Source organism: Vibrio tubiashii (assembly GCF_028551255.1).
In the GTDB taxonomy this organism is placed as follows: domain Bacteria; phylum Pseudomonadota; class Gammaproteobacteria; order Enterobacterales; family Vibrionaceae; genus Vibrio; species Vibrio tubiashii_B.
Genome location: NZ_CP117029.1, coordinates 447,222 through 471,600 on the forward strand (window position 1 = coordinate 447,222; position 24,379 = coordinate 471,600).

Annotated in this window: 20 protein-coding genes; 12 read left to right on the forward strand and 8 right to left on the reverse strand. The window is 45.8% G+C overall.

Features of this window, described 5'->3' with window-relative positions; genetic code table 11:
- Positions 1-7 precede the first annotated feature (7 nt).
- The 3 genes from pilB to nadC form a co-directional block, all read right to left on the reverse strand.
- Positions 8-1,699 (reverse strand): type IV-A pilus assembly ATPase PilB, encoded by a 1,692-nt coding sequence (pilB, locus tag LYZ37_RS02185; protein ID WP_272787133.1) that lies wholly within the window; start codon positions 1,697-1,699, stop codon positions 8-10.
- Positions 1,699-2,103, reverse strand: a complete 405-nt coding sequence (locus tag LYZ37_RS02190; RefSeq protein ID WP_272786279.1) for a pilin — start codon at positions 2,101-2,103, stop codon at positions 1,699-1,701. The genes pilB and LYZ37_RS02190 overlap by 1 nt, the downstream gene beginning before the upstream one ends.
- Positions 2,104-2,344: 241 nt before the next feature.
- On the reverse strand, positions 2,345-3,232 hold the full coding sequence (gene nadC / locus LYZ37_RS02195) for a carboxylating nicotinate-nucleotide diphosphorylase (RefSeq protein ID WP_272786280.1): 888 nt from the start codon (positions 3,230-3,232) through the stop codon (positions 2,345-2,347).
- Positions 3,233-3,363: 131 nt separating this feature from the next.
- Here nadC and ampD point away from each other — a divergent pair, with 131 nt between their 5' ends.
- A complete protein-coding gene (gene ampD / locus LYZ37_RS02200; RefSeq protein WP_272786281.1) occupies positions 3,364-3,909 on the forward strand; it encodes a 1,6-anhydro-N-acetylmuramyl-L-alanine amidase AmpD in 546 nt (181 codons plus the stop codon).
- Between the two features lie 180 nt (positions 3,910-4,089).
- Here the strand turns inward: ampD and fldB are convergent, their stop codons facing one another.
- On the reverse strand, positions 4,090-4,611 hold the full coding sequence (fldB, locus tag LYZ37_RS02205) for a flavodoxin FldB (protein ID WP_272786282.1): 522 nt from the start codon (positions 4,609-4,611) through the stop codon (positions 4,090-4,092).
- A gap of 163 nt (positions 4,612-4,774) precedes the next feature.
- Between fldB and xerD the strand changes: the two genes are divergently transcribed.
- From xerD to lpdA, 7 genes are all read left to right on the forward strand, one after another.
- A complete protein-coding gene (gene xerD, locus LYZ37_RS02210; protein WP_004742607.1) occupies positions 4,775-5,671 on the forward strand; it encodes a site-specific tyrosine recombinase XerD in 897 nt (298 codons plus the stop codon).
- Between the two features lie 40 nt (positions 5,672-5,711).
- The gene (locus tag LYZ37_RS02215; protein ID WP_272786283.1) at positions 5,712-6,464 is read left to right on the forward strand and encodes a thioredoxin fold domain-containing protein; all 753 of its coding nucleotides are present in this window, start codon (positions 5,712-5,714) and stop codon (positions 6,462-6,464) included.
- Positions 6,465-6,560: 96 nt separating this feature from the next.
- The gene (gene recJ / locus LYZ37_RS02220; RefSeq protein ID WP_272786284.1) at positions 6,561-8,297 is read left to right on the forward strand and encodes a single-stranded-DNA-specific exonuclease RecJ; all 1,737 of its coding nucleotides are present in this window, start codon (positions 6,561-6,563) and stop codon (positions 8,295-8,297) included.
- A 521-nt stretch (positions 8,298-8,818) separates the two neighbouring features.
- Positions 8,819-9,586, forward strand: coding sequence for a pyruvate dehydrogenase complex transcriptional repressor PdhR (gene pdhR / locus LYZ37_RS02225; RefSeq protein WP_004742610.1), 768 nt, complete (start codon positions 8,819-8,821; stop codon positions 9,584-9,586).
- Between the two features lie 56 nt (positions 9,587-9,642).
- Positions 9,643-12,306, forward strand: coding sequence for a pyruvate dehydrogenase (acetyl-transferring), homodimeric type (aceE, locus tag LYZ37_RS02230; protein WP_004742611.1), 2,664 nt, complete (start codon positions 9,643-9,645; stop codon positions 12,304-12,306).
- 19 nt (positions 12,307-12,325) lie between these two features.
- Positions 12,326-14,215, forward strand: coding sequence for a pyruvate dehydrogenase complex dihydrolipoyllysine-residue acetyltransferase (gene aceF / locus LYZ37_RS02235; RefSeq protein ID WP_272786285.1), 1,890 nt, complete (start codon positions 12,326-12,328; stop codon positions 14,213-14,215).
- A 268-nt stretch (positions 14,216-14,483) separates the two neighbouring features.
- Positions 14,484-15,911: a dihydrolipoyl dehydrogenase gene (lpdA, locus tag LYZ37_RS02240; protein WP_272786286.1), complete on the forward strand. Its 1,428-nt coding sequence runs from the start codon at positions 14,484-14,486 to the stop codon at positions 15,909-15,911.
- A 120-nt stretch (positions 15,912-16,031) separates the two neighbouring features.
- Here lpdA and LYZ37_RS02245 read toward each other — a convergent pair whose 3' ends face one another.
- On the reverse strand, positions 16,032-16,652 hold the full coding sequence (locus LYZ37_RS02245) for a LuxR/HapR/OpaR family quorum-sensing transcriptional regulator (RefSeq protein WP_272786287.1): 621 nt from the start codon (positions 16,650-16,652) through the stop codon (positions 16,032-16,034).
- A gap of 568 nt (positions 16,653-17,220) precedes the next feature.
- Between LYZ37_RS02245 and hpt the strand changes: the two genes are divergently transcribed.
- Complete coding sequence (gene hpt, locus LYZ37_RS02250) at positions 17,221-17,751, forward strand: hypoxanthine phosphoribosyltransferase (protein WP_004742615.1); 531 nt, start codon at positions 17,221-17,223, stop codon at positions 17,749-17,751.
- Positions 17,752-17,831: 80 nt separating this feature from the next.
- On the opposite strand, the gene can is transcribed toward hpt, so the two are convergent.
- Positions 17,832-18,500: a carbonate dehydratase gene (gene can, locus LYZ37_RS02255; protein WP_272786288.1), complete on the reverse strand. Its 669-nt coding sequence runs from the start codon at positions 18,498-18,500 to the stop codon at positions 17,832-17,834.
- Positions 18,501-18,915: 415 nt separating this feature from the next.
- On the opposite strand from can, the gene LYZ37_RS02260 reads away from it, so the two are divergent.
- The 3 genes from LYZ37_RS02260 (at position 18,916) to LYZ37_RS02270 (ending at position 22,444) form a co-directional block, all read left to right on the forward strand.
- Positions 18,916-20,586: a SulP family inorganic anion transporter gene (locus LYZ37_RS02260; RefSeq protein WP_004742617.1), complete on the forward strand. Its 1,671-nt coding sequence runs from the start codon at positions 18,916-18,918 to the stop codon at positions 20,584-20,586.
- A 168-nt stretch (positions 20,587-20,754) separates the two neighbouring features.
- On the forward strand, positions 20,755-21,672 hold the full coding sequence (locus LYZ37_RS02265) for an ABC transporter ATP-binding protein (RefSeq protein ID WP_272787134.1): 918 nt from the start codon (positions 20,755-20,757) through the stop codon (positions 21,670-21,672).
- 1 nt (position 21,673) lies between these two features.
- A complete protein-coding gene (locus LYZ37_RS02270; RefSeq protein ID WP_004742619.1) occupies positions 21,674-22,444 on the forward strand; it encodes an ABC transporter permease in 771 nt (256 codons plus the stop codon).
- A gap of 221 nt (positions 22,445-22,665) precedes the next feature.
- Here the strand turns inward: LYZ37_RS02270 and panC are convergent, their stop codons facing one another.
- Both panC and panB read right to left on the reverse strand, forming a co-directional pair.
- Positions 22,666-23,568 (reverse strand): pantoate--beta-alanine ligase, encoded by a 903-nt coding sequence (gene panC, locus LYZ37_RS02275; protein WP_272786289.1) that lies wholly within the window; start codon positions 23,566-23,568, stop codon positions 22,666-22,668.
- A gap of 11 nt (positions 23,569-23,579) precedes the next feature.
- Entirely contained in the window at positions 23,580-24,374 is a 795-nt protein-coding gene (gene panB, locus LYZ37_RS02280) for a 3-methyl-2-oxobutanoate hydroxymethyltransferase (protein ID WP_004742621.1), read from the reverse strand.
- Positions 24,375-24,379: the final 5 nt, after the last annotated feature.

Genomic DNA, 24,379 nt, shown 5'->3' on the forward strand with positions numbered 1-24,379 from the left:
AGATCACCTACAAGTAAAGAACACGTTGCAACTCTAGGTAACTGGTGACTCCTGCGAGCAGTTTCTCCGTTCCAGACTCTTTAAGCGTCTGCATTCCTTGCTTTATCGCGACCTTTTCGATGGCTTTAGCATCTGCCTCTTGATTGATGACTTGCACTAACTTGTCGTCTATCTGCATCACTTCATAGATTCCAGTTCGCCCAAAATAGCCTTGACTGCATTCACTGCACCCTTGTTCATTAGCAGCAAAAACCACGGTGTTGTTTGCTAACTCCAGTTGTTGGCAATGTGTCTCTGGCAAGGTTTGCTGCTGCTTACAATGGTTACACAGCTTTCGTGCCAAACGCTGGGCAATGATTAAGCTCAGTGATGAAGAGACATTGAATGGGGAGATGCCCATATGTTGCAAGCGAACGACGCTTTCGGCAGCCGAGTTCGTATGCAATGTTGATAGCACTAGGTGACCTGTTTGTGCCGCTTTGACTGCGATTTCAGCCGTTTCGAGGTCGCGTATCTCACCGACCATGACAATGTCCGGGTCTTGGCGTAGGAAGGCGCGCAAGGCTTGGGCGAAGTCTAATCCAATTTTGGGGTTGATTTGAACTTGGTTAACGCCCGCTAAATTAATTTCCACCGGGTCTTCTGCGGTGGCGATGTTCACTTGTGGGGTATTGATCATGTTTAACCCCGCATAAAGTGAGACTGTCTTACCGCTGCCTGTTGGTCCTGTCATCAAAATCATGCCTTGGGGTTTGCTCAGTGCTTTTTGATACAAAGCTTGTTGGTGTTGGTTGTACCCTAGTGATTGAATGTCTAACTCGGCACTGCTGCTATCGAGAAGGCGTAGCACGATCTTTTCGCCCCATAGAGTTGGTAGGGTTGAAATACGAATATCGACAGCGGTACTTGCACTGAGTTGAAGCTTGATGCGTCCATCTTGAGGTAAGCGGCGCTCGGCAATATCGAGTTTGGCGATGATCTTTAGTCTTGCCGATAAACGGCGACTTAATGTATGGCTAGGTTGTTGAGTCTCAATCAAAATGCCATCACAACGAAATCGCACACGATAAGAGGCTTCATAGGGTTCAAAGTGAATGTCAGATGCCTTTTTCCTAACCGCATCCAGTAATATTTGATTGATATACCGACTTACCGGTGAGTTATCACTACTCAGGTCTTCGACTGGGTTAATCTCATCATTAGAGAGCTCGACTAAGCTGACGAGCTCTTGTTCGCTCAGCTCTTTTGCATGACTCGCTTCTTCACCACAGATAGCGCTGCCATACAAGCGACGTACCGCGCCATTGAGCTGCTTTACGTCAGCTAAAACTAACTCAATCTGCTTTCCGGTCGCAAAGCGAAACTCTTCTTCGATTGCGATATTGGTCGGGTCGGTAACGGCGATAAGCAGTTGGTGTTCACTCTGTAGAATAGGCACTGCTCGGGAGCGGGTGATCAGTTCGCGCAGGCCTAAACTGTGGCATACCGTTTGATAATCGTAATTGGCGAAGTCGATGATGGGTAAGGCAAAAATTTGCGAGAGTTGTGAGACTAATTCTGCTTGGGTGAGCCAACCTTGCTCTACTATTACTTCGGCCACGTTAAGATTTGTGTCCTTAACCAATTCAACCAACTGAGCTTCTTGAACAGGGTCAAGAAGCTCAGCTTGGCGCAAAATAGAGGGCAGGTTGGTTAGCACTATGAGCAACCAGATATTGTTACCGTCGAGGAGAGGGTACAATTCCATTCTCCCTTGGCATTGCGCTTAAGCGTTACAGTTTGGCCTTTACCTGAGCCTTGAGTAATTGACGCAACTATATCATTAGTATCAGTCCCTGTAGCAATTGCACCTGAAGTTGCGTTAATAGTGCCAATAGCAAAAGCCTGTGAAATGCTCGGAAAAGTGCCGTCAATGGCAATGGAGTCTTCAACAATTGTTTTATAGGCAGTAGCCGATGCTAACGCTGAGCCTAATGCTCCTTTTTTTACGTAGTTTTGATATTGAGGCACTGCAATTGCTGCTAGAACGCCAATTACGGCAACCACAATCATCAACTCAATTAAGGTAAAGCCTTTGGTTTTGCGGCTTTGTAAACTTTGCATATTTCTCTCCATAGATAAAAGACGATTTGTCCGGAGAGAGTATTGAATGGGGTGCTAAGCAGAAATGTGCGAGCAGGTTGTTTCCGAGTAAGTTAGGAAAAAATAGTCCTTAGTTTCATATCAAGTACAATTTGATCCGAGCTAGGGCATGAGTTGAGATGGGTAAGCTTAGGACGAATACAAAAATAGAGGCTCGAAGCCTCTATTTTCTTGAGTAGTACGTTGTTTTTTCTGCTGATAGTTATTTAAAGCGCATGGATAAATCCATCGCCTTTAGGTGTTTAGTTAGTGCACCAACCGAGATATAGTCAACGCCAGTCTCAGCGTATTCGCGGATAGTCTCTAGCGTCACATTGCCCGAGTTTTCTAGTGCAGCGCGGCCTGCGTTAATTTTTACTGCTTCACGCATCATATCGGTGGTGAAGTTGTCGAGCATAATGATATCGGCACCTGCTTCAATCGCTTCTTGCAGTTCTATAAGGCTCTCTGTTTCGACTTCAACCGGTTTGCCAGGATTGAGCTCTTTGGCTGTTTTAATGGTTTGAGAAATACCACCATTAGCAATAATGTGGTTCTCTTTGATTAGGTAAGCGTCAAACACACCAATACGATGGTTAAAACCACCACCACAGGCTACCGCATATTTCAGTGCGCTACGCAGGCCAGGAATGGTTTTGCGGGTATCAAGTAGGCGACAACCTGTGCCTTCAATTTTCTCAGCGTATTCAGCCACGGCCGTTGCACAACCAGAAAGCGTTTGAATAAAGTTCATCGCATTGCGCTCACCAGTAAGAAGAGCACGAGATGGGCCTGAAAGTGTACACAGTACTTGATTAGGCGCTACTTTATCGCCATCTTCTACATTCCACTCAATCTTTACTTCGCCGCCTAGCTGTTTAAATACTTCGTCAGCCCAAGCTTTGCCGCAAAAAACACCATGTTCACGAGTGATAATGGTTGCCTCGTTGTGTGCATCTGCTGGGATTAGACTTGCGGTAATATCTGCGGCAGGGTCTAGAGTACCACCCAGATCTTCCTTGATGGTATCCGCGACAGCGCGGGAGATCTCTAAAGGAAGTTGCTGTTTCAAATATTCGAGACGTTCTTGGCTATTGTGTGTGTTTTTCATCGCAAATCTAATACGCAGTTGGACAAGAGGTGGGCATGATACGCTGACTGAGTGTGAAATTCAGCCATTAATCTCGCATTTCATCGCCAAAGGGATAAAATCAGAGAGTTAGTCATGATAATGAGCCGCTTATGATCGATGAAAATGGTTGGTACAACAAAGCTAGACATGTACCTTCACCTTTTTTTGACCACAGAACAGACACTACAGACATTTCGCTTTTGGTTGTGCATAACATCAGCTTACCGCCGGGTCAGTTTGGTGGTCCGTATATTGAACAGTTTTTTACTGGGCAACTAGACCCGAATGATCATCCGTTCTTTGAAGTGATCCATAATATGGGTGTTTCGGCTCATTGCTTAATCAGACGTGATGGGGAGGTAGTTCAGTTTGTACCGTTTACTGCAAGGGCATGGCACGCAGGTGTTTCGAGCTTTGCCGGGCGAGATAAGTGCAATGACTATTCGATCGGCATTGAGTTAGAGGGCAGTGACTACGTTGCCTACACAGATGAGCAATACCAAGCGTTAACGGAGCTCACCAAGCAGATTCAAGTCAGCTACCCGAAAATCACCTTACCGCGCATTACTGGCCACCAATACATTGCGCCACTGCGCAAAACCGATCCGGGTTTGGTGTTTGATTGGGGAAGGTTTAGGGGCGGGCTGCGCCCTTAGAAATAGGAACGGACTTCGTCCTGCGGGAACGAGCTCCGCTCTATGGTTCGCTTTGCTGCGGGAGAGCTAGAGTTGATACCTCAAGCAAAATGGATCAACTTTAGTTATCCAGTTATCCAGTTATCCAGTTATCCAGTTATCCGTAGGGCGAAGCCCGTTCCCGCATCCAGATTCCCGTTTTTACAGCGTCTCTTGGTACTCAACCAAGATCTGCTCGACCCAAGTGGCGATACGTTCATCGCTCAGTTCATATTGGGAATCTTCATCAAGCGCTAGGCCGACAAATTTACTGCCATCTTCGGTTAGTGCTTTTGAGGCTTCAAACTCGTAGTTCTCGTCGTTAGGCCAGTAACCAACAAAGTTAGCTCCGGTCTTTTTCAGCTCGTGGTGCAAGAGTCCCATAGCATCCAGATACCACTCGCCATAGCCTTCTTGATCGCCTAAGCCGAATAGTGCGACGGTTTTGCCATTTAGCGATACGCCATCGATTTGATCCCATAACTCATTCCAGTCTTCTTGGATCTCACCAAAATCCCAGGTTGAAATGCCGATAATCAGAAAATCATAATCTTCCATCAAAGAGAGTGGTGACTCTTTAACGTTGTGAATATCAACAAGGTCTTCACCAATGATAGCGCGGATTTTCTCTGCCGCCATTTCGGTGTAACAAGTCGTTGAGCCGTAAAATAGACCGATTTTCATAGCATTATTTTATATTTTGAGAATTGATGGTGAATTCTAACCACAAAATGGCGAGCTTTGCAGCGAATATCCACTTTCACTAGCAATTTTTATAGCTTTATTGTTTTGTGGCACTTACATTTGACCGCAGAAAAAATTTTTGAGGTTTGCCGTGTCACAACAAATGTCGCCTGACCAAGGGCTAGTAGAACAGTTTTTAGATGCGATGTGGATGGAGCGGGGTTTATCTGAAAACACCCTTGCCTCATACCGAAATGATCTCTCAAAGCTAATCCAGTGGATGACAGCCAATAATTATCGTCTCGACTTTATCAGTTTGTCTGGGCTGCAAGACTATCAGACGTGGTTGGTTGACGAAGGTTATAAGCAAACTTCACGAGCAAGAATGTTGTCCGCAATTCGACGTCTGTTTCAGTATTTGCATCGAGAGAAAGTACGCAGTGATGATCCGAGTGCACTACTGGTAAGCCCAAAACTACCCAAACGCCTGCCTAAAGATCTGACTGAAGAACAAGTGGATGCGCTACTTGATGCGCCAGATCCGAATGATCCGATGGAGCTGCGTGATAAAGCCATGCTTGAATTGCTTTATGCGACCGGGTTGCGTGTCACAGAGTTAGTCAGCCTGACAATGGAAAACGTCAGCTTGCGTCAAGGCGTTGTTCGGGTCACGGGTAAAGGTGGTAAAGAGCGTTTGGTGCCGATGGGAGAAAATGCCGTTGAATGGATTGAAACTTTTATCCACCAAGGCAGGTCTGAATTACTTGGAGAGACAACCTCTGATGTGGTGTTTCCAAGTAAACGCGCGCGACAAATGACTCGCCAGACGTTTTGGCATCGTATAAAGCACTACGCGGTGATAGCTGGAATAGATACCGAACTACTTTCTCCTCACGTGCTAAGACACGCTTTTGCGACCCATTTGTTGAACTACGGCGCAGACTTACGTGTAGTACAGATGCTTTTGGGGCATAGTGACTTGTCTACAACACAAATTTATACTCATGTAGCAACTGAACGATTGAAACAGCTACACAGTGAGCATCACCCAAGGGCTTAAGCGCTCATGGTTATAACTAAATCGATTTAAGGTGAATTGAATGAGCATATTACGCCGAATGACTCTACTTACATTGCCATTTCTACTTGCTACACAAACCGTATCTGCAGGCGAGGTGAAATTTGATAAAGCGCAGCTAGAAGAACATTTTGCCAAGCTAGGATTGGAAGTGAAGGACGTTGTTCCCGCTGATATTGATGGCTTAGTTGAAATACAAACCAGCGGTGGAATCCTGTTCGCATCACCAACTGGCGATTACTTTATCACGGGTACCTTGTACAAGCTGGACTCAAATGGCAAGTACGAAGATGTGCTAGCAAAACGCCAAGCGCCAATCAATGCGGCGAAAATTGAAGCCTTTAAAGACAGCATGATTGAGTTTAAAGCCAAAGATGAGAAGTACGTGATCTCTGTTTTCACTGATATTACATGTGGCTACTGTGTTCGTCTTCATAGTCAGATGAAAGACTACAATGATCTAGGCATTACTATTCGTTACCTCGCTTATCCTCGTCAGGGTGCGACAGGCTCAGTGGCTGATCAAATGGCTTCGATTTGGGGCGCAGAAGACCCACAATCCGCGATGCACAACGGTAAGGTAAAGCGTGAGTTCCCAGAAAAGAGTGAAGACTTTGCTAAGTATCAGCAGATTATTCAGGATCACTATGCGCTAGGTCGTGAACTGGGAATCAGTGGTACGCCAGCGATCTTCTTACCTAATGGTGAGATGGTGGGTGGTTACTTGCCACCAGAACAGATGTTGCAACGCCTGCAACAAACTCCAAAGTCGTAACTTAAACTAATCAAGTAGCCAAACTAAATATCCTCAGTTTAGTTTGGTTACTGCTATGATTGTCCCACTTAACTTATCATCACCCGATCTATTGCCATGATTGAAATCCAACGTCGCCCTGAACCTGATTTATCCTCTCTGCCGGATACCATTGCGCCTTTACTTAAACGTATCTACGCCAGTCGAGGCATCACATCGCAGCAACAACTAGATACTACAGCGCGTGCGTTGCATTCCTATCAAAAACTGCATGGTATTGAAGCGGCGGTTGAGCTGTTATTTGAGTCTATTCAGCACAACAAGCGGATAATCGTGGTGGGTGATTTTGATGCAGATGGGGCGACAAGTTCGGCTTTGTCTGTGTTGGCGCTTAGGATGTTAGGTTCGAGTAATGTCGACTACCTAGTCCCGAATCGCTTTGAAGATGGCTATGGCCTAAGTCCTGAGGTTGTTGATCAAGCGATTGAGATTGGCGCTGAGGTGATTATGACCGTCGACAATGGGGTCTCTTCGATTGATGGTGTGCGCTATGCGAAAGAGCAGGGCTTGAAGGTATTGGTGACTGACCACCACTTACCTGGTCATGAGCTGCCGAATGTTGATGCTATGGTCAACCCTAACCTGCAAGAGTGCGCGTTTCCCTCCAAGGCTTTAGCTGGCGTTGGCGTTGCCTTTTACTTGATGATGGCGCTTTGCGTTCATATGCGTAAAACCGGCTGGTTTGCCGAGCAAGGGGTGGCAGAGCCTAAGTTAATGGAGCTGATTGACTTAGTGGCACTCGGTACGGTTGCCGATGTCGTGCCTCTGGATGAAAACAATCGTATTTTGGTTCATCAAGGTTTACAGCGAATTAGAGCGGGTAAAGCGCGTCCGGGCATTCAAGCTCTGATAGAAGTAGCGAAGCGAGATTCACGTCGTTTGGTGGCTTCTGATTTTGGATTTGCGTTAGGGCCGCGTATCAATGCTGCGGGTCGTTTAGATGATATGTCGTTTGGCGTTGAGCTGTTAATGGCGAACAACATTCATGCTGCACGTCGAATGGCAAGCGAGTTAGACGGCTTGAACCAAACTCGCAAAGAAATTGAAGAGGGAATGAAGCAAGAAGCGATGGCTTTTTGTGAACGTCTGCAGTTCGGCGATCAAGATATGCCTCATGGCCTAGTACTTTTTCAGCGGGATTGGCATCAGGGCGTGATTGGTATTTTAGCCTCACGCATTAAAGAGAAGTTTCACCGTCCTGTGATTGCTTTTGCTGATGGTGGTGAAGGTTCAATTAAAGGTTCATGCCGCTCAATACCGGGTTTGCATATGCGTGATACTTTAGATCGCATCGATACCCAGAACCCTGGTTTAATCGTGAAGTTTGGTGGGCACGCGATGGCGGCAGGTCTCACCATTCTAGAGAAAGATTATGAACGCTTTTCTAATCTGTTTGATGAAGCCGTGAAACAAGACTTGGACGAAGCGGCGCTGAAAGGGGTGATTTTGTCCGATGGTGAATTGAAACCAGAAGAGTTCTCTATGCATGTCGCCGAGATGCTTCGTGCTGGTGGACCTTGGGGGCAAGCTTTTCCAGAACCTCTGTTTGACGGTGAATTTAAAGTGCTTCATCAGAAACTGGTTGGCGAGAAGCACTTAAAGCTTATGTTAGAACCTCTACACAAAGGTCACCCAACCAATATCATGATTGATGGCATTGCATTCAACGTTGATCTGCGCCGCTGGCCTGATGCTTCAGTGAAAACGGTGCGCTTAGCGTATAAGCTCGACATCAACGAGTTCCGCGGCAATCAATCGTTGCAGTTGATGATTGATCATATTGAGGCTAAGTAGAGTACGGGCATAGCCCTACAGAACGCGTTGCTCCGAGATCGGGCTACGCCCGCGAGAATCGGGAACGGACTTCGTCCTTCGAGAGTCGGGAGCGGGCTTCGCCCTTCGAAAAAGGGAAGATTTAGCGAAGTGGTTGACGGCGCTTTTTACTAGAGGGGTATAATCAATCCCGCATCCCGCATCCCGCATCCCGCATCCCGCATCCCGCATCCCGCATCCCGCATCCCGCATCCCGCAACTTCCCATCTTTTCACGACATATTCTGTTCATATTCCTTTAAAACTTACCAATTAAACTGTGATACCTAGCACGGTTTATTCCCATCTGTTTATATTTTGTAATTGGTCAGACCAATTTGATTGCTGTTTTAATCAGCTATTGTTATCAAAGTGTTGGTACATGGCTCGTTCTATGATTTGGGTCAATTTTTGTCTGGAACTTGCGTTTTAATTATGTTAATTTTCTCGCCAACTTAAAATTGGTATTACCAATTGACTGCAAAGAGTAGAAGAAAAACAACTATGGCTTATCAAAGGATTCGTCAGCCAAAACTTTCTGATGTGATTGAACAAGAGTTAGAAAGGCTGATTGTGGAAGGAACATTGTCTCCGGGGCAGCAGCTGCCTCCAGAGCGCGAACTGGCAAAACAGTTTGATGTTTCCCGTCCTTCAATCCGAGAAGCGATACAACGTTTAGAAGCTAAACGTCTTCTTACTCGCCGTCAGGGTGGTGGCACTTTTGTTAGCGAGAACATCTGGACCAGCTTTTCAGATCCTCTGCTAAATTTATTGTCTAGCCACTCCGAAACTCAGCTGGATTTACTGGAAACGCGTCATGCGATGGAAGGTATAGCCGCTTACTTTGCAGCAGTTCGTGGTACCGAGGAAGACTTCGCTCGTATTCAGGCTTGCCTGAAAAACATCAGTGAAGAGCAAACTAAGAAGAATGTCGAAGCAGAATCAGCTGCGGTAATGCAGTTTTTGATCGCTTTAACTGAAGCTGCCCATAACGTGGTACTTCTGCACATTGTTCGCAGCCTTGCACCTTTGCTAGAGCAGAATGTCTTGCAGAATTTAAAGCTCTTACATCGCCGCGATGAAGTGGTCGAAAAAGTAAGTAAACACCGAGCTAATATCGTGGATGCGATTGTTTCTGGTCAGCCTGAAAAGGCGCGTGAAATGTCTCACTCACACTTAGCTTATATTGAAGAAACATTGTTGGATTTGACTCGTGAAGAGTCTCGCAGAGAGCGTTCTTTGCGTCGAATTCAGCAAGGTAACGATTCTTAAAACAAGAAACGGTTACTTTAAATAAGTAGATCCAACCAATAGAAGGATAGATCGCCATGTCTGATATGAAGCATGACGTAGATGCACTGGAAACTCAAGAATGGCTACAAGCACTTGAGTCAGTTGTACGTGAAGAAGGTGTAGAACGTGCTCAGTTCCTACTAGAGCAAGTTCTAGACAAAGCACGTCTAGACGGTGTTGATATGCCAACAGGTATCACAACGAACTACATCAACACGATTCCTGCAGATCAAGAACCAGCTTACCCAGGTGACACAACTCTTGAGCGCCGTATTCGTTCCATCATCCGTTGGAACGCAATCATGATCGTTCTACGTGCATCTAAGAAAGACTTAGAGCTAGGCGGCCACATGGCGTCTTTCCAGTCTTCTGCTGCATTCTACGAAGTATGTTTCAACCACTTCTTCCGCGCTCCAAACGAGACGGACGGTGGCGATCTAGTATACTACCAAGGTCACATCTCACCAGGTATCTACTCTCGTGCATTCGTTGAAGGTCGTCTAACTGAAGAGCAGCTAGATAACTTCCGTCAAGAAGTAGACGGTAAAGGTATCCCATCATACCCGCACCCTAAACTGATGCCTGAGTTCTGGCAGTTCCCTACAGTTTCTATGGGTCTAGGTCCTATTTCTGCGATCTACCAAGCGCGTTTCCTTAAGTACCTAGACGGTCGTGGTATGAAAGATACTTCGGCTCAGCGTGTATACGCGTTCCTAGGTGACGGTGAGATGGATGAGCCAGAATCACGTGGTTCACTATCTTTCGCTGCGCGTGAGAAGCTAGACAACCTATGTTTCCTAGTTAACTGTAACCTACAGCGTCTAGATGGCCCTGTAATGGGTAACGGTAGCATCATCCAAGAGCTAGAGGGCCTATTCAAAGGTGCTGGCTGGAATGTTGTTAAAGTTATCTGGGGTAGCAACTGGGATGCACTACTTGCTAAAGATACGTCTGGCAAGCTTCTACAGCTAATGAACGAAACTGTAGATGGTGACTACCAAACATTTAAATCTAAAGACGGTGCTTACGTACGTGAACACTTCTTTGGTAAGTACCCAGAGACAGCTGCACTAGTTGCAGACATGACTGATGACGAAATCTTCGCACTTAAGCGTGGTGGTCACGAGTCTTCTAAGCTGTACGCAGCATACAAAAACGCGGCAGAAACTAAAGGTCGTCCAACAGTAATCCTAGCTAAGACTGTTAAAGGTTACGGCATGGGTGAAGCGGCTGAAGGTAAGAACATCGCGCACCAAGTTAAGAAGATGGATATGACTCACGTACTACACCTACGTGATCGCCTAGGTCTTCAAGACATCCTAACTGACGAAGCGGTTAAAGAGCTTCCGTACCTGAAACTTGAAGAAGGTTCTGCGGAATACGATTACCTACACGCTCGTCGTAAAGAACTAAAAGGTTACACGCCACAGCGTCTACCTAAGTTCACTCAAGAATTCAAAGTACCTGAGCTAGAAGAGTTCGCGCCGCTACTAAGCGAGCAAAAGCGTGATATCTCTACAACTATGGCTTACGTTCGTACTCTTAACATCCTGCTTAAGAACAAGAACATTGGTAAGAACATCGTTCCTATCATCTGTGACGAAGCACGTACGTTCGGTATGGAAGGTCTATTCCGTCAGATCGGTATCTACAACCCGCACGGTCAGGAATACACACCAGAAGATAAAGGCATTGTTTCTTACTACAAAGAAGCGACATCTGGTCAGGTACTACAAGAAGGTATCAACGAGCTAGGCTCAATGGCTTCTTGGGTTGCTGCTGCAACGTCATACAGCACTAACGATCTACCAATGATCCCGTTCTACATCTACTACTCTATGTTCGGTTTCCAACGTGTTGGCGACATGGCGTGGATGGCTGGTGACCAACAAGCTCGTGGTTTCCTACTAGGTGCTACTGCTGGTCGTACAACGCTAAATGGTGAAGGTCTACAGCACGAAGATGGTCACTCGCACATCATGGCGAACACTGTTCCTAACTGTATCTCTTACGACCCAACATTCGCTTACGAAGTTGCAGTCATCATGCAAGACGGTATCCGTCGCATGTACGGTGAGAACCAAGAGAACGTGTTCTACTACCTAACTGTGATGAACGAAAACTACGCAATGCCAGCAATGCCAGAAGGCGCTGAAGAAGGCATCCGTAAGGGTATCTACAAGCTTGAGTCTTACGCAGGTGACAAGTCTAAAGTTCAGCTAATGGGCTCTGGTACTATCATGAACGAAGTACGTAAAGCAGCAACTATCCTAAGTGAAGAGTACGGCATCGCTTCTGACGTGTTCTCTGTAACATCGTTCAACGAGCTAACTCGTGACGGTCAAGATGCAGAACGTTACAACATGCTTCACCCAGAAGGCGAAGCGAAAGTACCATACATTGCACAAGTAATGGGTACTGAGCCAGCTATCGCAGCGACTGACTACATGAAGAACTACTCTGAACAAGTTCGCGCGTTCATGCCTTCTGAGTCATACAAAGTACTGGGTACAGATGGTTACGGCCGCTCTGATAGCCGTGAGAACCTACGTCGTCACTTCGAAGTTAACGCAGGCTACGTGGTAGTTGCAGCGCTAACTGAACTAGCTAAGCGTGGTGATGTTGAGAAGTCAGTAGTAACTGAAGCTATTGCTAAGTTCGACATCGACACTGAAAAAACTAACCCGCTATACGCTTAATTGAGAAGGTAAATAAGAAATGGCAATCGAAATTAATGTACCAGACATCGGTGCGGATGAGGTTGAAGTTACTGAAATTCTTGTAAGCGTTGGCGACAAGGTTGAAGAAGAGCAGTCTCTTATCACAGTTGAAGGCGATAAAGCTTCTATGGAAGTTCCTGCTTCTCAAGCGGGTATCGTTAAAGAAATCAAAGTTACGGAAGGTGACTCTGTTTCTACTGGTTCTCTAATCATGATTTTCGAAGCCGAGGGTGCAGCTGACGCTGCACCTGCTCCTGCGGCAGAAGCAGCTCCAGCAGCGGCTCCAGCTCCAGCAGCAGCGGCAGAGCTTAAAGAAGTTCACGTACCAGATATTGGTGGCGATGAAGTTGAAGTGACTGAAATCATGGTTGCAGTTGGCGACAGCATTGAAGAAGAGCAATCTCTTCTAACGGTTGAAGGCGACAAAGCTTCTATGGAAGTACCTGCACCATTCGCGGGTACACTAAAAGAGATCAAGGTAGCAGCAGGCGATAAAGTTACGACTGGCTCGCTAATCATGGTATTCGAAGTAGCAGGCTCTGGCGCTCCAGCGGCACCTGCTGCAGCAGAAGCTCCAGTTGCAGCGGCTCCAGCAGCATCAGCAGCGAAAGAAGTTAACGTTCCTGATATCGGCGGTGATGAAGTTGAAGTAACTGAGATCATGGTTGCAGTTGGCGATACAGTGGAAGAAGAGCAATCTCTAATCACTGTTGAAGGTGACAAAGCTTCAATGGAAGTTCCTGCTCCATTTGCTGGTACGGTTAAAGAGATCAAGATTGCAGCAGGCGACAAAGTGTCAACTGGCTCACTAATTATGGTCTTCGAAGTGGCGGGTGCAGCACCTGCTCCAGCAGCAGCCCCAGCTCAAGCGGCGGCACCTGCAGCAGCTTCAGCTCCTAAAGCAGAAGCTCCAGCGGCACCAGCAGCAACAGGTGATTTCCAAGAGAACAATGAGTACGCACACGCGTCTCCAGTTGTTCGTCGTCTAGCTCGTGAGTTTGGCGTTAACCTTTCTAAGGTTAAAGGTACTGGTCGTAAGAGCCGTATCCTAAAAGAAGACGTACAGTCTTACGTTAAAGATGCGCTTAAGCGTCTTGAGTCTGGCACAGGTGCAGCGGCATCTGGTAAAGGCGACGGCGCGGCTCTTGGTCTACTACCTTGGCCAAAAGTGGACTTCAGCAAGTTCGGCGAAACTGAAGTTCAGAAGCTTTCTAAGATCAAGAAGATCTCAGGCGCTAACCTGCACCGTAACTGGGTAATGATCCCTCACGTTACACAGTGGGATAACGCTGACATCACTGAGCTAGAAGCATTTCGTAAAGAGCAGAACGCTATCGAAGCCAAGAAAGACACGGGTATGAAGATCACACCACTTGTGTTCATCATGAAAGCTGCGGCGAAAGCGCTAGAAGCATTCCCAGCGTTCAACTCTTCTCTATCTGAAGATGGCGAAAGCATCATTCTGAAGAAATACGTGAACATCGGTATCGCAGTAGATACGCCTAACGGCCTAGTTGTTCCTGTATTTAAAGATGTGAACAAGAAAGGCATCTACGAGCTGTCTGAAGAGCTAATGGCTATTTCTAAGAAAGCACGTGCTGGTAAGCTAACTGCTGGTGATATGCAAGGCGGTTGTTTCACAATCTCTAGCCTTGGTGGTATCGGCGGTACTGCGTTTACACCAATCGTAAATGCACCAGAAGTTGGTATCCTAGGTGTGTCTAAGTCTGAAATGAAGCCAGTGTGGAACGGTAAAGAGTTCGAACCACGTCTACAGCTTCCACTATCTCTATCATACGACCACCGTGTGATTGATGGTGCTGAAGGTGCTCGCTTCATCACGTTCTTGAACGCAGCGCTATCAGACATCCGTCGTCTAGTTCTTTAATTAAAGATTAGATGATTTAGAGGCGGCATTAGAGCCGCCTCTACTACTAATAATTATCAAACAATTTGATTGCAGACCTTAGAGTCAATAAGGTTTTCTCAAGCGAATTGTTGTCTAGCTCACAGGCTAAATTGATTTACTTTTCACACCATTAACATCTCTGTAAACTGATGGCGGTCTGAAAATAACTGTTTAAAATAAACTGACTTGAACATATAGAATCAATACCCACTCAGCCTGTTAGGGATAATGACTACAAGAGGTCAAAATGAGCAAAGAAATTAAAGCCCAAGTTGTAGTACTTGGTGCAGGTCCTGCTGGTTACTCTGCCGCTTTCCGTTGTGCAGACTTAGGTCTAGAAACGGTTCTTATCGAGCGTTACAGCACTCTTGGTGGTGTGTGTCTAAACGTGGGTTGTATCCCATCTAAAGCACTACTTCACGTATCTAAAGTTATCGAAGAAGCAAAAGCACTTGCTGACCACGGTATCGTATTTGGTGAGCCTCAAACGGATATCGACAAGGTCCGTAAGTGGAAAGAGAAAGTAATCAACCAACTAACTGGCGGTCTTGGCGGTATGGCTAAGATGCGTAAAGTTAATGTGGTTAACGGTTTTGGTAAATTCACTGGTCCTAACACTGTCGAAGTGGAAGGCGAAGAAGGCAAAACTGTTGTTAACTTCGACAACGCAATCGTTGCAGCGGGTTCTCGCCCAATCAAACTACCATTTATCCCACATGAAGACCCACGTATTTGGGACTCAACTGACGCTCTAGAGCTGAAGGAAGTTCCTGGAAAACTTCTAATCATGGGTGGTGGTATCATCGGTCTAGAAATGGGTACGGTTTACCACTCTCTAGGTTCTCAAATTGATGTTGTTGAAATGTTCGACCAAGTTATCCCAGCTGCGGATAAAGATATCGTGAAAGTTTACACTAAGCGTATCAAGAACAAGTTCAACCTAATGCTTGAAACGAAAGTAACAGCAGTTGAAGCGAAAGAAGACGGTATCTACGTTTCAATGGAAGGTAAGAAAGCACCAGCAGAAGCTGAGCGCTACGATGCTGTTCTAGTTGCTATCGGTCGTGTACCAAACGGTCAACTTCTTGATGCAGAAAAAGCGGGTCTAGAAGTAGACGAGCGCGGTTTCATCAATGTTGATAAGCAAATGCGTACTAACGTTCCTCACATCTTTGCTATCGGTGATATCGTTGGTCAACCAATGCTTGCTCACAAAGGTGTGCATGAAGGTCACGTTGCTGCTGAAGTTATTGCTGGTAAGAAGCACTACTTCGATCCTAAAGTTATTCCTTCAATTGCTTACACTGAGCCAGAAGTGGCATGGGTTGGTAAGACTGAGAAAGAAGCGAAAGCGGAAGGCATCAACTACGAAACGGCTACATTCCCATGGGCAGCTTCAGGTCGTGCAATTGCATCTGACTGTGCAGATGGTATGACTAAGCTAATCTTCGACAAAGACACTCATCGCGTAATTGGTGGTGCTATCGTTGGTACTAACGGTGGTGAACTACTTGGTGAAATCGGTCTAGCGATCGAGATGGGCTGTGATGCGGAAGATATCGCACTAACAATCCACGCTCACCCGACTCTGCACGAGTCAGTAGGTCTAGCGGCGGAAGTGTTTGAAGGTACAATCACTGACCTTCCAAACCCTAAAGCGAAAAAGAAGAAGTAATCTACTCTTCTAGCTGAATCTAAAAACCGCTGAGCTCTCTCAGCGGTTTTTTTATGCCCTGTAAATAACAAAGCCTGCTCATTGAGCAGGCTTTGTCTTAGTGTGCGTCAGACTTTTAGGTTACGCGTTTTTCGCGTGCTTGTAGATGCACAGCATGTTTAAGTAGCTTTCAGTTAGCTTCTTCATGCCGTCTTCATCTTGAGTACGGTTTGCTTGCACAAACAGTGAGTAGAAGATACCGTGGAACAGAGTTGCTAGCTCAGCAGGCTCATGCTCTTCACACACTTCACCACGTTCAATGGCCTTAACAAACATATTCTGCACCAAGAGTTGGTTAGTACGGTTTGTTGAAACAAACAGTGGCCATACTTCATCACGGGTTGATGCACTCCACTCGAACCACACTTTAAGCCAGTGGCAGTCGTTAAGTACCAGTTCAACCATTGCTGAAGTTAGATTGTTTAAGTTCTCTTTCGCGTGAATATCTAAATCGATATTGTCTGATAGGAAGTTTGAGAATTGACGAACAACGTAGTTAAGCACGTCATCGACCAGATCTTCGCGAGTAGGGAAGTAGTTGAAGACAGTAGCCACAGAAACCTGCGCAATTTCTGCGATGTCAGCGTGACCACCGCGGCCGATACCACGACGAGCGAACACTTCCAGTGCGATTTCCATTAGTTGCTGTTTTCGTTTTTGCGGTGAAAGACGCGTACGCGGTCTTTTAGCAATTGAGTCCATAATTAATTTCCTTGCCAAATGAGTTGTTTATATTTGTTTGGGCTTTTTGCCCTATTTATTAATTTATAATTTGCTGACGCCCTATGAGTGTAATGGTGCATATGGTTAAGGTCAACGGTTTCAGTCTATTTTATAATCACTTTTGTTAATATCGTGCTAAAGATCAATAAGAAATAATCCTGTGTTTCATGAATTATTTAGGCAAACGTTTTTCCTTGTCGCATGCTGGTGGTAAACTACGCGCCTAAATCTTGAGTGACTAAAGGGTCTGTTGACCTTTCGAGCTGATTTTTGCAGCAGTTTGTGGGTTCTTTATGCAAGGCAGAGGCTTTGAATTGTAGTTGCCCTACCTGATAAGCCGATAACGCAGCAGAAGGGAGCCACAAACGCTGCCCGAAGGGTTCGGCTAAAATCGTTTTTTGCTTTGTTAAGGGGTATTTACTTAGAATGCTAGGTTACACACCCCTTGCCGCGCCTAAAACGATTTTATCTCGAACAAAATTTAACCGCGAAAGGTCAACAGACCCTAGCTACGCTCTATACAGCTAACGTGAAAAACGAGATTGGTATGAAACATACAGTAGAAGTAATGATTTCTGAGCAGGAAGTCAGTGAACGAGTTAAAGAGCTAGGCAAGCAAATTAGCGAGCACTACAAGGGCAGCGAAGATGTGGTTCTAGTGGGGCTTCTGCGTGGATCATTTGTATTCATGGCTGACTTAGCGCGTGCGATCGACCTGACTCACCAAGTGGATTTCATGACCGCTTCTAGCTACGGCAATACAATGGAAAGTTCGCGAGATGTTCGTATCTTGAAAGATCTTGATGATGATATTAAAGGCAAAGATGTCCTGCTAGTCGAAGACATTATCGATACGGGCAACACTTTGAACAAAGTAAAAGAGATCCTAAGCCTTCGTGAGCCTAAGTCGATTGAAATCTGTACGCTACTAGATAAGCCTTCTCGTCGTGAAGTTGCAGTAGACGTGAAGTGGATTGGTTTTGAAATTCCAGATGAGTTTGTTGTTGGTGTTGGTATCGACTACGCACAAAAATACCGTCATTTACCTTACATTGGCAAAGTGGTTCCTCAAGAGTAACCTAATATTTAAAGCCGAATACAGTAAAACGCCCGCTAACTTAGCGGGCGCTTTTTATGGAATAGAGCATAGGTAGCCGGTTAACGACACAGAAGCTTGTGTTGCGGGTTTAGGACGCTTTCCATCGCTTTTTGGTAAGAGCTATCTACGCTTTCACGAGAATTAGAACGAGCGCCTAAGTACTCTAACTTACCATCACCGATGCCATAGACCACGCCATGAATCTCAATATCTTGTCCACGCTCCCAAGCGTTTTGCATAATGGTTGAGTTAGCAAGGTTGTAAACTTGCTCAACGACATTGATCTCGCCGAGTTTATCTGCGCGATCTTGCTCTGGCATGGTTTCTAGGTAATCACGATGCTTAAAATAGAGATCGCGGATATGCAGTAACCAGTTGTTGATTAAGCCTAGCTGAGGGTTATCAATAGCCGCTTTGACGCCACCACAGCCATAGTGACCACAGACAATGACATGTTTTACTTTCAATACGTCTACGGCGTACTGCACCACGGATAAGCAGTTAAGGTCAGTATGGATAACTTGGTTCGCGACGTTGCGGTGTACAAACAGCTCACCAGAGTAGAGTCCGGTCAATCGTTCTGCTGGGACTCGGCTATCTGAACAGCCAATCCATAGGAAGCCTGGGCTTTGCCCTTGCTCCAATTTGGCAAAGTATTCGGGACGCTCCGCTTTGATCGACTCGGACCATTTCGAATTGTTCTCAAATAACTGTTTAATTTCCGGCATCTTACTCACAACCCTTAATAAAAACTTGCATCACTATACACAATGTTACAATTCCCTTCCCGTCAAAATTGGGTAAAACGGCACTCATCTGACGTGTTCGAGCGCCAAAAATCATAAACTTAGTCGCTATCCTAACTAATGGTTATAACGTATGAGTGATGAGATGTAATTAACACTTATCTCTTTCAAGTAACATTTGTTAAGGTGATGGAGTTAGCTACATTTCGCAGCAAATTTATTACATTTCGCGTAATGTTTAGCTACAAAAACTAAGGTTATTTTTTTAACTGCTCTCAATAACCAGAATAACCTAAAACCAGTACGTTGTGACTAGGTCCAAATCAAATCTCTGTTGCTCTCTATAGAGCCGCGGAAACGTTTTTGGGCTATGACGTGTTAGACATGGAGTAACGTTTTGTTTGTTAGTCGTTTTGAAGATATGAATCTCAAAGGAGATTTATTTGGTGGTGTCACCACGGCTATTATCTCGTTGCCTTTGGCGCTAGCCTTTGGTGTGGCTTCCGGTGCCGGAGCTGAAGCGGGTTTGTGGGGCGCGATCATGGTCGGTCTGTTCGCTGCTCTGTTTGGTGGGTCAAACACACTAATCTCTGAGCCTACCGGTCCAATGACGGTTATCATGACCGCGGTGTTGACTAGCATGATGGCTAAGTACCCTGAAACAGGGATGGCGATGACCTTTACGGTTGTCATGATGGCCGGCGCATTTCAAGTTTTACTCGGGACATTAAAGTTAGGAAAATACGTAACTTTGATGCCATATAGCGTGATATCCGGCTTTATGTCAGGTATTGGCGTTATTTTGATTATATTACAAATATCACCACTACTGGGGCAAGCTGCGCCTGCTGGTGGTGTTATGGGAACCCTGTCAGCGATCCCTGATATTGTCGCCAATATGAAGTTTAGCGAGCTGTTTTTAGGCTTACTAACGCTTGGTATTCTGTTTTTCTTCCCCAAGAAATATCGCCGCTATGTACCTGCACAGCTGGTCGCTTTGGTCGCGGTGACCTTACTCTCGGTCATCATCTTCGATACAGAATCTATTCGCCGTATAGGTGAAATTCCAGCAGGTCTGCCATCATTGGTGATCCCTCATATTGATGCTGCGATGTTTACCGAGATGGTTATTGATGCCTTGGTGCTTGGTACATTGGGCTGTATTGATACCTTGTTGACAGCGGTAATTGGTGACTCTTTGACGCGTAAAGAGCACGACTCCGACAAGGAGCTGCGAGGGCAAGGGTTAGCAAATATCATCTCTGGTCTATTTGGCGCTTTACCTGGCGCAGGTGCGACCATGGGGACGGTAACCAATATTCAAGTCGGGGCTCGTTCTCCTTTATCTGGCGTGGTTCGTGCGTTAATGCTCGCTTTGGTGGTACTGGTTGCTGGTGGGCTAACAGAACCAATCCCAATGGCTGTACTGGCCGGTATTGCGGTGTACGTAGGTTTTAATATCCTAGACTGGAGCTTTATCCAACGTGCTCACAAGGTTAGCTTTGCGGGTATGGCGGTGATGTACGGCGTAATGCTGTTGACGGTGTTCGTTGATTTGATTGTAGCGGTTGGTCTTGGTGTATTTATTTCAAATATCATCATCATTGAACGCTTAAGTCGTGAACAAGCTCGTCAGGTTAAAGCCATCAGTGATGCGGATGAAGATGATGTACCGCTCACCGATAGCGAACGTGGATTGCTCGATATGGCGAATGGCAAGGTGTTGTTCTTCTATCTTTCTGGGCCAATGATCTTCAGTGTTTCAAAAGCGATATCTCGTCAACATACCAGTATTTCAGATTATGAAGTGATGATCTTAGATCTGACCGATGTGCCTATGATTGACGTAACGGTTGGCTTGGCACTTGAGAATGCGATTAAAGATGCTCTCGATGCCAATTGTCAGGTTTATTTGCTGTGTCCGAACGAGAAAACTCGCCAGCAACTAGAGAAATTCCACGTAATTGATTTGGTTCCTCAAGACAATACCTTCAAGTTCCGCTACGAAGCACTTCGCGCGGCAGTTAAGCATGTTGATACCGATGAGCATCAGTTAGAAGCTGTATAAACAACGAATTATATAAGATATCTGACGCCACTAGAGGAAACGCTAGTGGCGTTTTTTTATCTCGATAGCATTCATTTCCAAACTATTCGAAAGGTTTAATTGTAATCATCGTTATTCAACGATAAACTGATTTACAAATAAGATGTAGCAATGGCAATCGTAAATAATATGTATGCATTAGAAATCGAGCAGCTGCGTAAAACCTATGCGGGTGGGTTTGAAGCGCTTAAAGGCATTAGTTTAAATGTCGCCAAAGGGGATTTTTACGCCTTACTTGGGCCAAACGGAGCAGGTAAGTCGACCACCATAGGGGTTATCTCTTCGCTAGTGAACAAGACTTCAGGTGAAGTTAAGGTGTTTGGCTATGACATCGACAAAGATTTAGAGCTCGCTAAGCAAAACCTTGGCTTAGTGCCGCAAGAATTTAACTTTAATCAGTTCGAAACCGTCGAACAGATTGTGCTGCAACAAGCTGGTTATTACGGCGTTCCTAAGCAACTTGCTAAAGACAGAGCTAAAAAGTATCTAACTAAGCTCGATCTTTGGGAAAAACGTAGCGAACGTGCAAGAAATCTTTCTGGTGGTATGAAACGTCGTTTGATGATTGCTCGCGCGCTCATGCATGAACCACAACTGCTTATTCTCGATGAGCCGACTGCTGGGGTTGATATCGAATTACGTCGCTCAATGTGGGAGTTCTTGAAAGAGATCAACTCACAGCAAGGTATCACCATAATCTTAACCACCCACTACCTAGAAGAAGCGGAAATGCTGTGTCGTAACATAGGGATCATCAACAAGGGCGAGCTGATTGAAAACACCACGATGAAGGATCTGCTTGGTAAACTCCATGTTGAGACCTTTATTCTCGACTTAGCAGAAGGTAGCTCAGAACCACATTTGTCTGGGGTAAATAGCCAGACATTTATCAATGGATCTTTGGAGATTGAAATTGAAAAGACACAAGGTTTGAATGCGATCTTTACCCAACTTACCGAGCAAGGTATTCAAGTCTTGTCTATGCGTAACAAAGCAAACCGTTTAGAAGAACTATTTGTCAGCATTGTTAGAGAAGGAGGGAAGTAAGATGTATCAGCTATATTGGACAGCCTTTTGTAGTCTGCTAACAAAAGAGGTCAATCGATTTACTCGTATTTGGGTTCAGACCTTAGTTCCGCCTGCGATTACGATGACACTCTACTTCATTATCTTCGGTAGCCTGATCGGCTCGCGTATTGGTGAGATGAACGGCTTTAGCTATATGGAGTATATCGTTCCGGGGTTGATTATGATGTCGGTGATCACCAACTCATATTCTAATGTCGCGTCGTCATTCTTCAGTGCCAAGTTCCAGAAAAACATTGAAGAGTTGCTTGTAGCACCTGTGCCAAACTATGTGATCATTCTTGGTTTTGTTATGGGTGGTGTAGTACGTGGCTTGCTTGTTGGTACTATCGTCACCTTCGTCTCGCTTTTCTTTGTTGATCTTCAGGTCGATCACTGGGGCATTATTATTGCGACGGTATTTATGACCTCGGTGGTGTTCTCACTCGGTGGCTTGATCAATGCCGTGTATGCTAAGACCTTCGATGATATTTCGATCATCCCGACCTTTGTTCTGACACCTCTGACATACTTAGGTGGTGTGTTTTACTCAATTAGCTTGTTGCCTGAGTTCTGGCAAGGTGTATCTAAGATCAACCCGATCGTCTACATGGTCAACGCTTTCCGCTATGGTTTCTTAGGCGTCTCTGATGTCGGTATTGTGACTTCGTTTAGCGTACTGGGTGTGTTTGTGGTTGCTTTGTATGCGGTAGCCCATTACCTAGTGACTCGCGGAATAGGGTTGCGTAGTTAGCAGTTTACTGGGAACGGACTTCGTCCTATGGAGAGCGGGAGCGCTTCGCTTTTGGAAAACGGGAGCGGGCTTCACCCTTCAAGAAGAGGGATGGGGGAATGGTATGTATTCCAAAACGGGCAAAATCATCCCGCATCCCTTCTCCGTGAGCGAAGCGTTCCTAAACGAAAAAGGCTTGGTGCAATGCACCAAGCCTTTAATTTTTTCGCTTTTGCTTGTCGCTATTCGGCGCTTTCTGATGGTGCTTCTGCCGTTTCTTCTTCTTTCGATTCAACTACCATTTCGACAACTTGGTTATCGATCAGGCGAGCTTTACCTAAGAAAGCAGACATTAGAATCACAGCTTGAGTGGTATCGGCAGTGATCGCTTGCAGGGTGCGGGCGTCGCGAATAAAGATCTCATCAGGCTGTAGGCCTGCTGCGCGAAGCTGATCATTGGCATCTTCAATCACAGACGCGTAGTCATCGCGTCCGCCTCGCATAGCGCTGCTAATCCAACGCATAGTACGAGCTAAGACAGGAGCACGCTGACGCTCATCAATGGTCAGAAGGCCGTTACGTGAGCTCATTGCTAAGCCATCCATTTCACGCACTGTTGGCACACCAATGATTTCGATATCCATAGCCAAGTCTTCGGTCATCTTGCGAATTACGGCTAGCTGTTGGAAATCTTTCTCACCAAAACAAGCGAAATCAGGCTGAACAATATTGAAAAGCTTGCTTACCACAGTGGCGACACCACGGAAGTGACCTGGGCGTGAGGCACCTTCAAGGATGTTAGATAGACCCGGAACCTCCACAGAGGTTTGATTCTCTACCCCGTTTGGATAGATGATTTCAGGCGTCGGAGTAAAGACAACTTCAACACCTTCACCGCCTAGTTTGGCAAGATCATCTTCCAAGGTGCGAGGGTAGTTGTTTAGATCGTCCGCACGGTCAAACTGCATTGGGTTAACAAAGATGCTCACCACAACAATTTCGGCGTGCTCACGAGCTTTACGAACTAAGGTTAAGTGGCCTTCGTGCAGGTTGCCCATGGTTGGAACAAAAGCCACCTTGCGTCCATCTCGCTTGTACTGCTTAATCTGCTCTCTAAGAGCGGCAATTTCAGCAAAAGTTTGCATGACTATAATCCTTACGCGATGGTATGTGCGTCGCCAGGGAAAGCTCCGCTTTCGACATCTTCCTTGTATTTAGCTACAGCTTTGCGCATGTCGCCAGTTTCAGCAAGGAAGTTTTTCGAGAATTTTGGCATGTAGTTCGCTGCAATACCGAACATATCGTGCATAACTAGGATTTGGCCATCAGTAGCATTTCCGGCACCAATACCAATCACTGGCACATCACACACTTCGGTGATGCGTGCGGCAAGTTCTTTTGGAACACATTCAAGCAAAATGATCTGTGCGCCTGCTTCTTGCAGAGCCAGTGCATCACGAACCATGCGATCGGCTTTATCTTGCTCGCGACCTTGTACCTTGAAACCACCAAAGATATTCACCGATTGTGGAGTCAGTCCTAGATGGGCACACACAGGTACCGCGCGCTCCGTAAGCATTTTCACAGTGTCGACTAGCCAGTCGCCACCTTCAATTTTTACCATGTTTGCACCAGCACGCATCAGAGTTGCGGCATTTTCACATGCTTGCTCTGGTGTGGCATAGCTCATAAATGGCATATCAGCCATCAATAAACAGTTAGGGCTACCAGCACGAACACAGCGAGTATGGTAAGCAAGTTCTTCAACCGTCACTGGTAACGTTGAAGTTTCACCTTGAAGCACCATACCTAGCGAGTCGCCTACTAGCAGTACTGGCATCTCTTGGCTTTCGAATAGCTGAGCGAAGCTCGCATCGTAAGCGGTAGAAGTTGCAAATTTACGACCTTCTTGCTTCCATTTCATTAGGTCGTTGATAGAAATTTTTTTCATGATTT

What these genes read in the sequence shown, in the direction of transcription:
- LYZ37_RS02190 (WP_272786279.1), bottom strand. Translation starts at nt 2,103, where the DNA reads ATGCAAAGTTTACAAAGCCGCAAAACCAAAGGCTTTACCTTAATTGAG.
- nadC (WP_272786280.1), bottom strand. Translation starts at nt 3,232, where the DNA reads ATGAAAAACACACACAATAGCCAAGAACGTCTCGAATATTTGAAACAG.
- ampD (WP_272786281.1), top strand. Translation starts at nt 3,364, where the DNA reads ATGATCGATGAAAATGGTTGGTACAACAAAGCTAGACATGTACCTTCA.
- fldB (WP_272786282.1), bottom strand. Translation starts at nt 4,611, where the DNA reads ATGAAAATCGGTCTATTTTACGGCTCAACGACTTGTTACACCGAAATG.
- xerD (WP_004742607.1), top strand. Translation starts at nt 4,775, where the DNA reads ATGTCGCCTGACCAAGGGCTAGTAGAACAGTTTTTAGATGCGATGTGG.
- LYZ37_RS02215 (WP_272786283.1), top strand. Translation starts at nt 5,712, where the DNA reads ATGAGCATATTACGCCGAATGACTCTACTTACATTGCCATTTCTACTT.
- recJ (WP_272786284.1), top strand. Translation starts at nt 6,561, where the DNA reads ATGATTGAAATCCAACGTCGCCCTGAACCTGATTTATCCTCTCTGCCG.
- pdhR (WP_004742610.1), top strand. Translation starts at nt 8,819, where the DNA reads ATGGCTTATCAAAGGATTCGTCAGCCAAAACTTTCTGATGTGATTGAA.
- aceE (WP_004742611.1), top strand. Translation starts at nt 9,643, where the DNA reads ATGTCTGATATGAAGCATGACGTAGATGCACTGGAAACTCAAGAATGG.
- aceF (WP_272786285.1), top strand. Translation starts at nt 12,326, where the DNA reads ATGGCAATCGAAATTAATGTACCAGACATCGGTGCGGATGAGGTTGAA.
- lpdA (WP_272786286.1), top strand. Translation starts at nt 14,484, where the DNA reads ATGAGCAAAGAAATTAAAGCCCAAGTTGTAGTACTTGGTGCAGGTCCT.
- LYZ37_RS02245 (WP_272786287.1), bottom strand. Translation starts at nt 16,652, where the DNA reads ATGGACTCAATTGCTAAAAGACCGCGTACGCGTCTTTCACCGCAAAAA.
- hpt (WP_004742615.1), top strand. Translation starts at nt 17,221, where the DNA reads ATGAAACATACAGTAGAAGTAATGATTTCTGAGCAGGAAGTCAGTGAA.
- can (WP_272786288.1), bottom strand. Translation starts at nt 18,500, where the DNA reads ATGCCGGAAATTAAACAGTTATTTGAGAACAATTCGAAATGGTCCGAG.
- LYZ37_RS02265 (WP_272787134.1), top strand. Translation starts at nt 20,755, where the DNA reads ATGTATGCATTAGAAATCGAGCAGCTGCGTAAAACCTATGCGGGTGGG.
- LYZ37_RS02270 (WP_004742619.1), top strand. Translation starts at nt 21,674, where the DNA reads ATGTATCAGCTATATTGGACAGCCTTTTGTAGTCTGCTAACAAAAGAG.
- panC (WP_272786289.1), bottom strand. Translation starts at nt 23,568, where the DNA reads ATGCAAACTTTTGCTGAAATTGCCGCTCTTAGAGAGCAGATTAAGCAG.
- panB (WP_004742621.1), bottom strand. Translation starts at nt 24,374, where the DNA reads ATGAAAAAAATTTCTATCAACGACCTAATGAAATGGAAGCAAGAAGGT.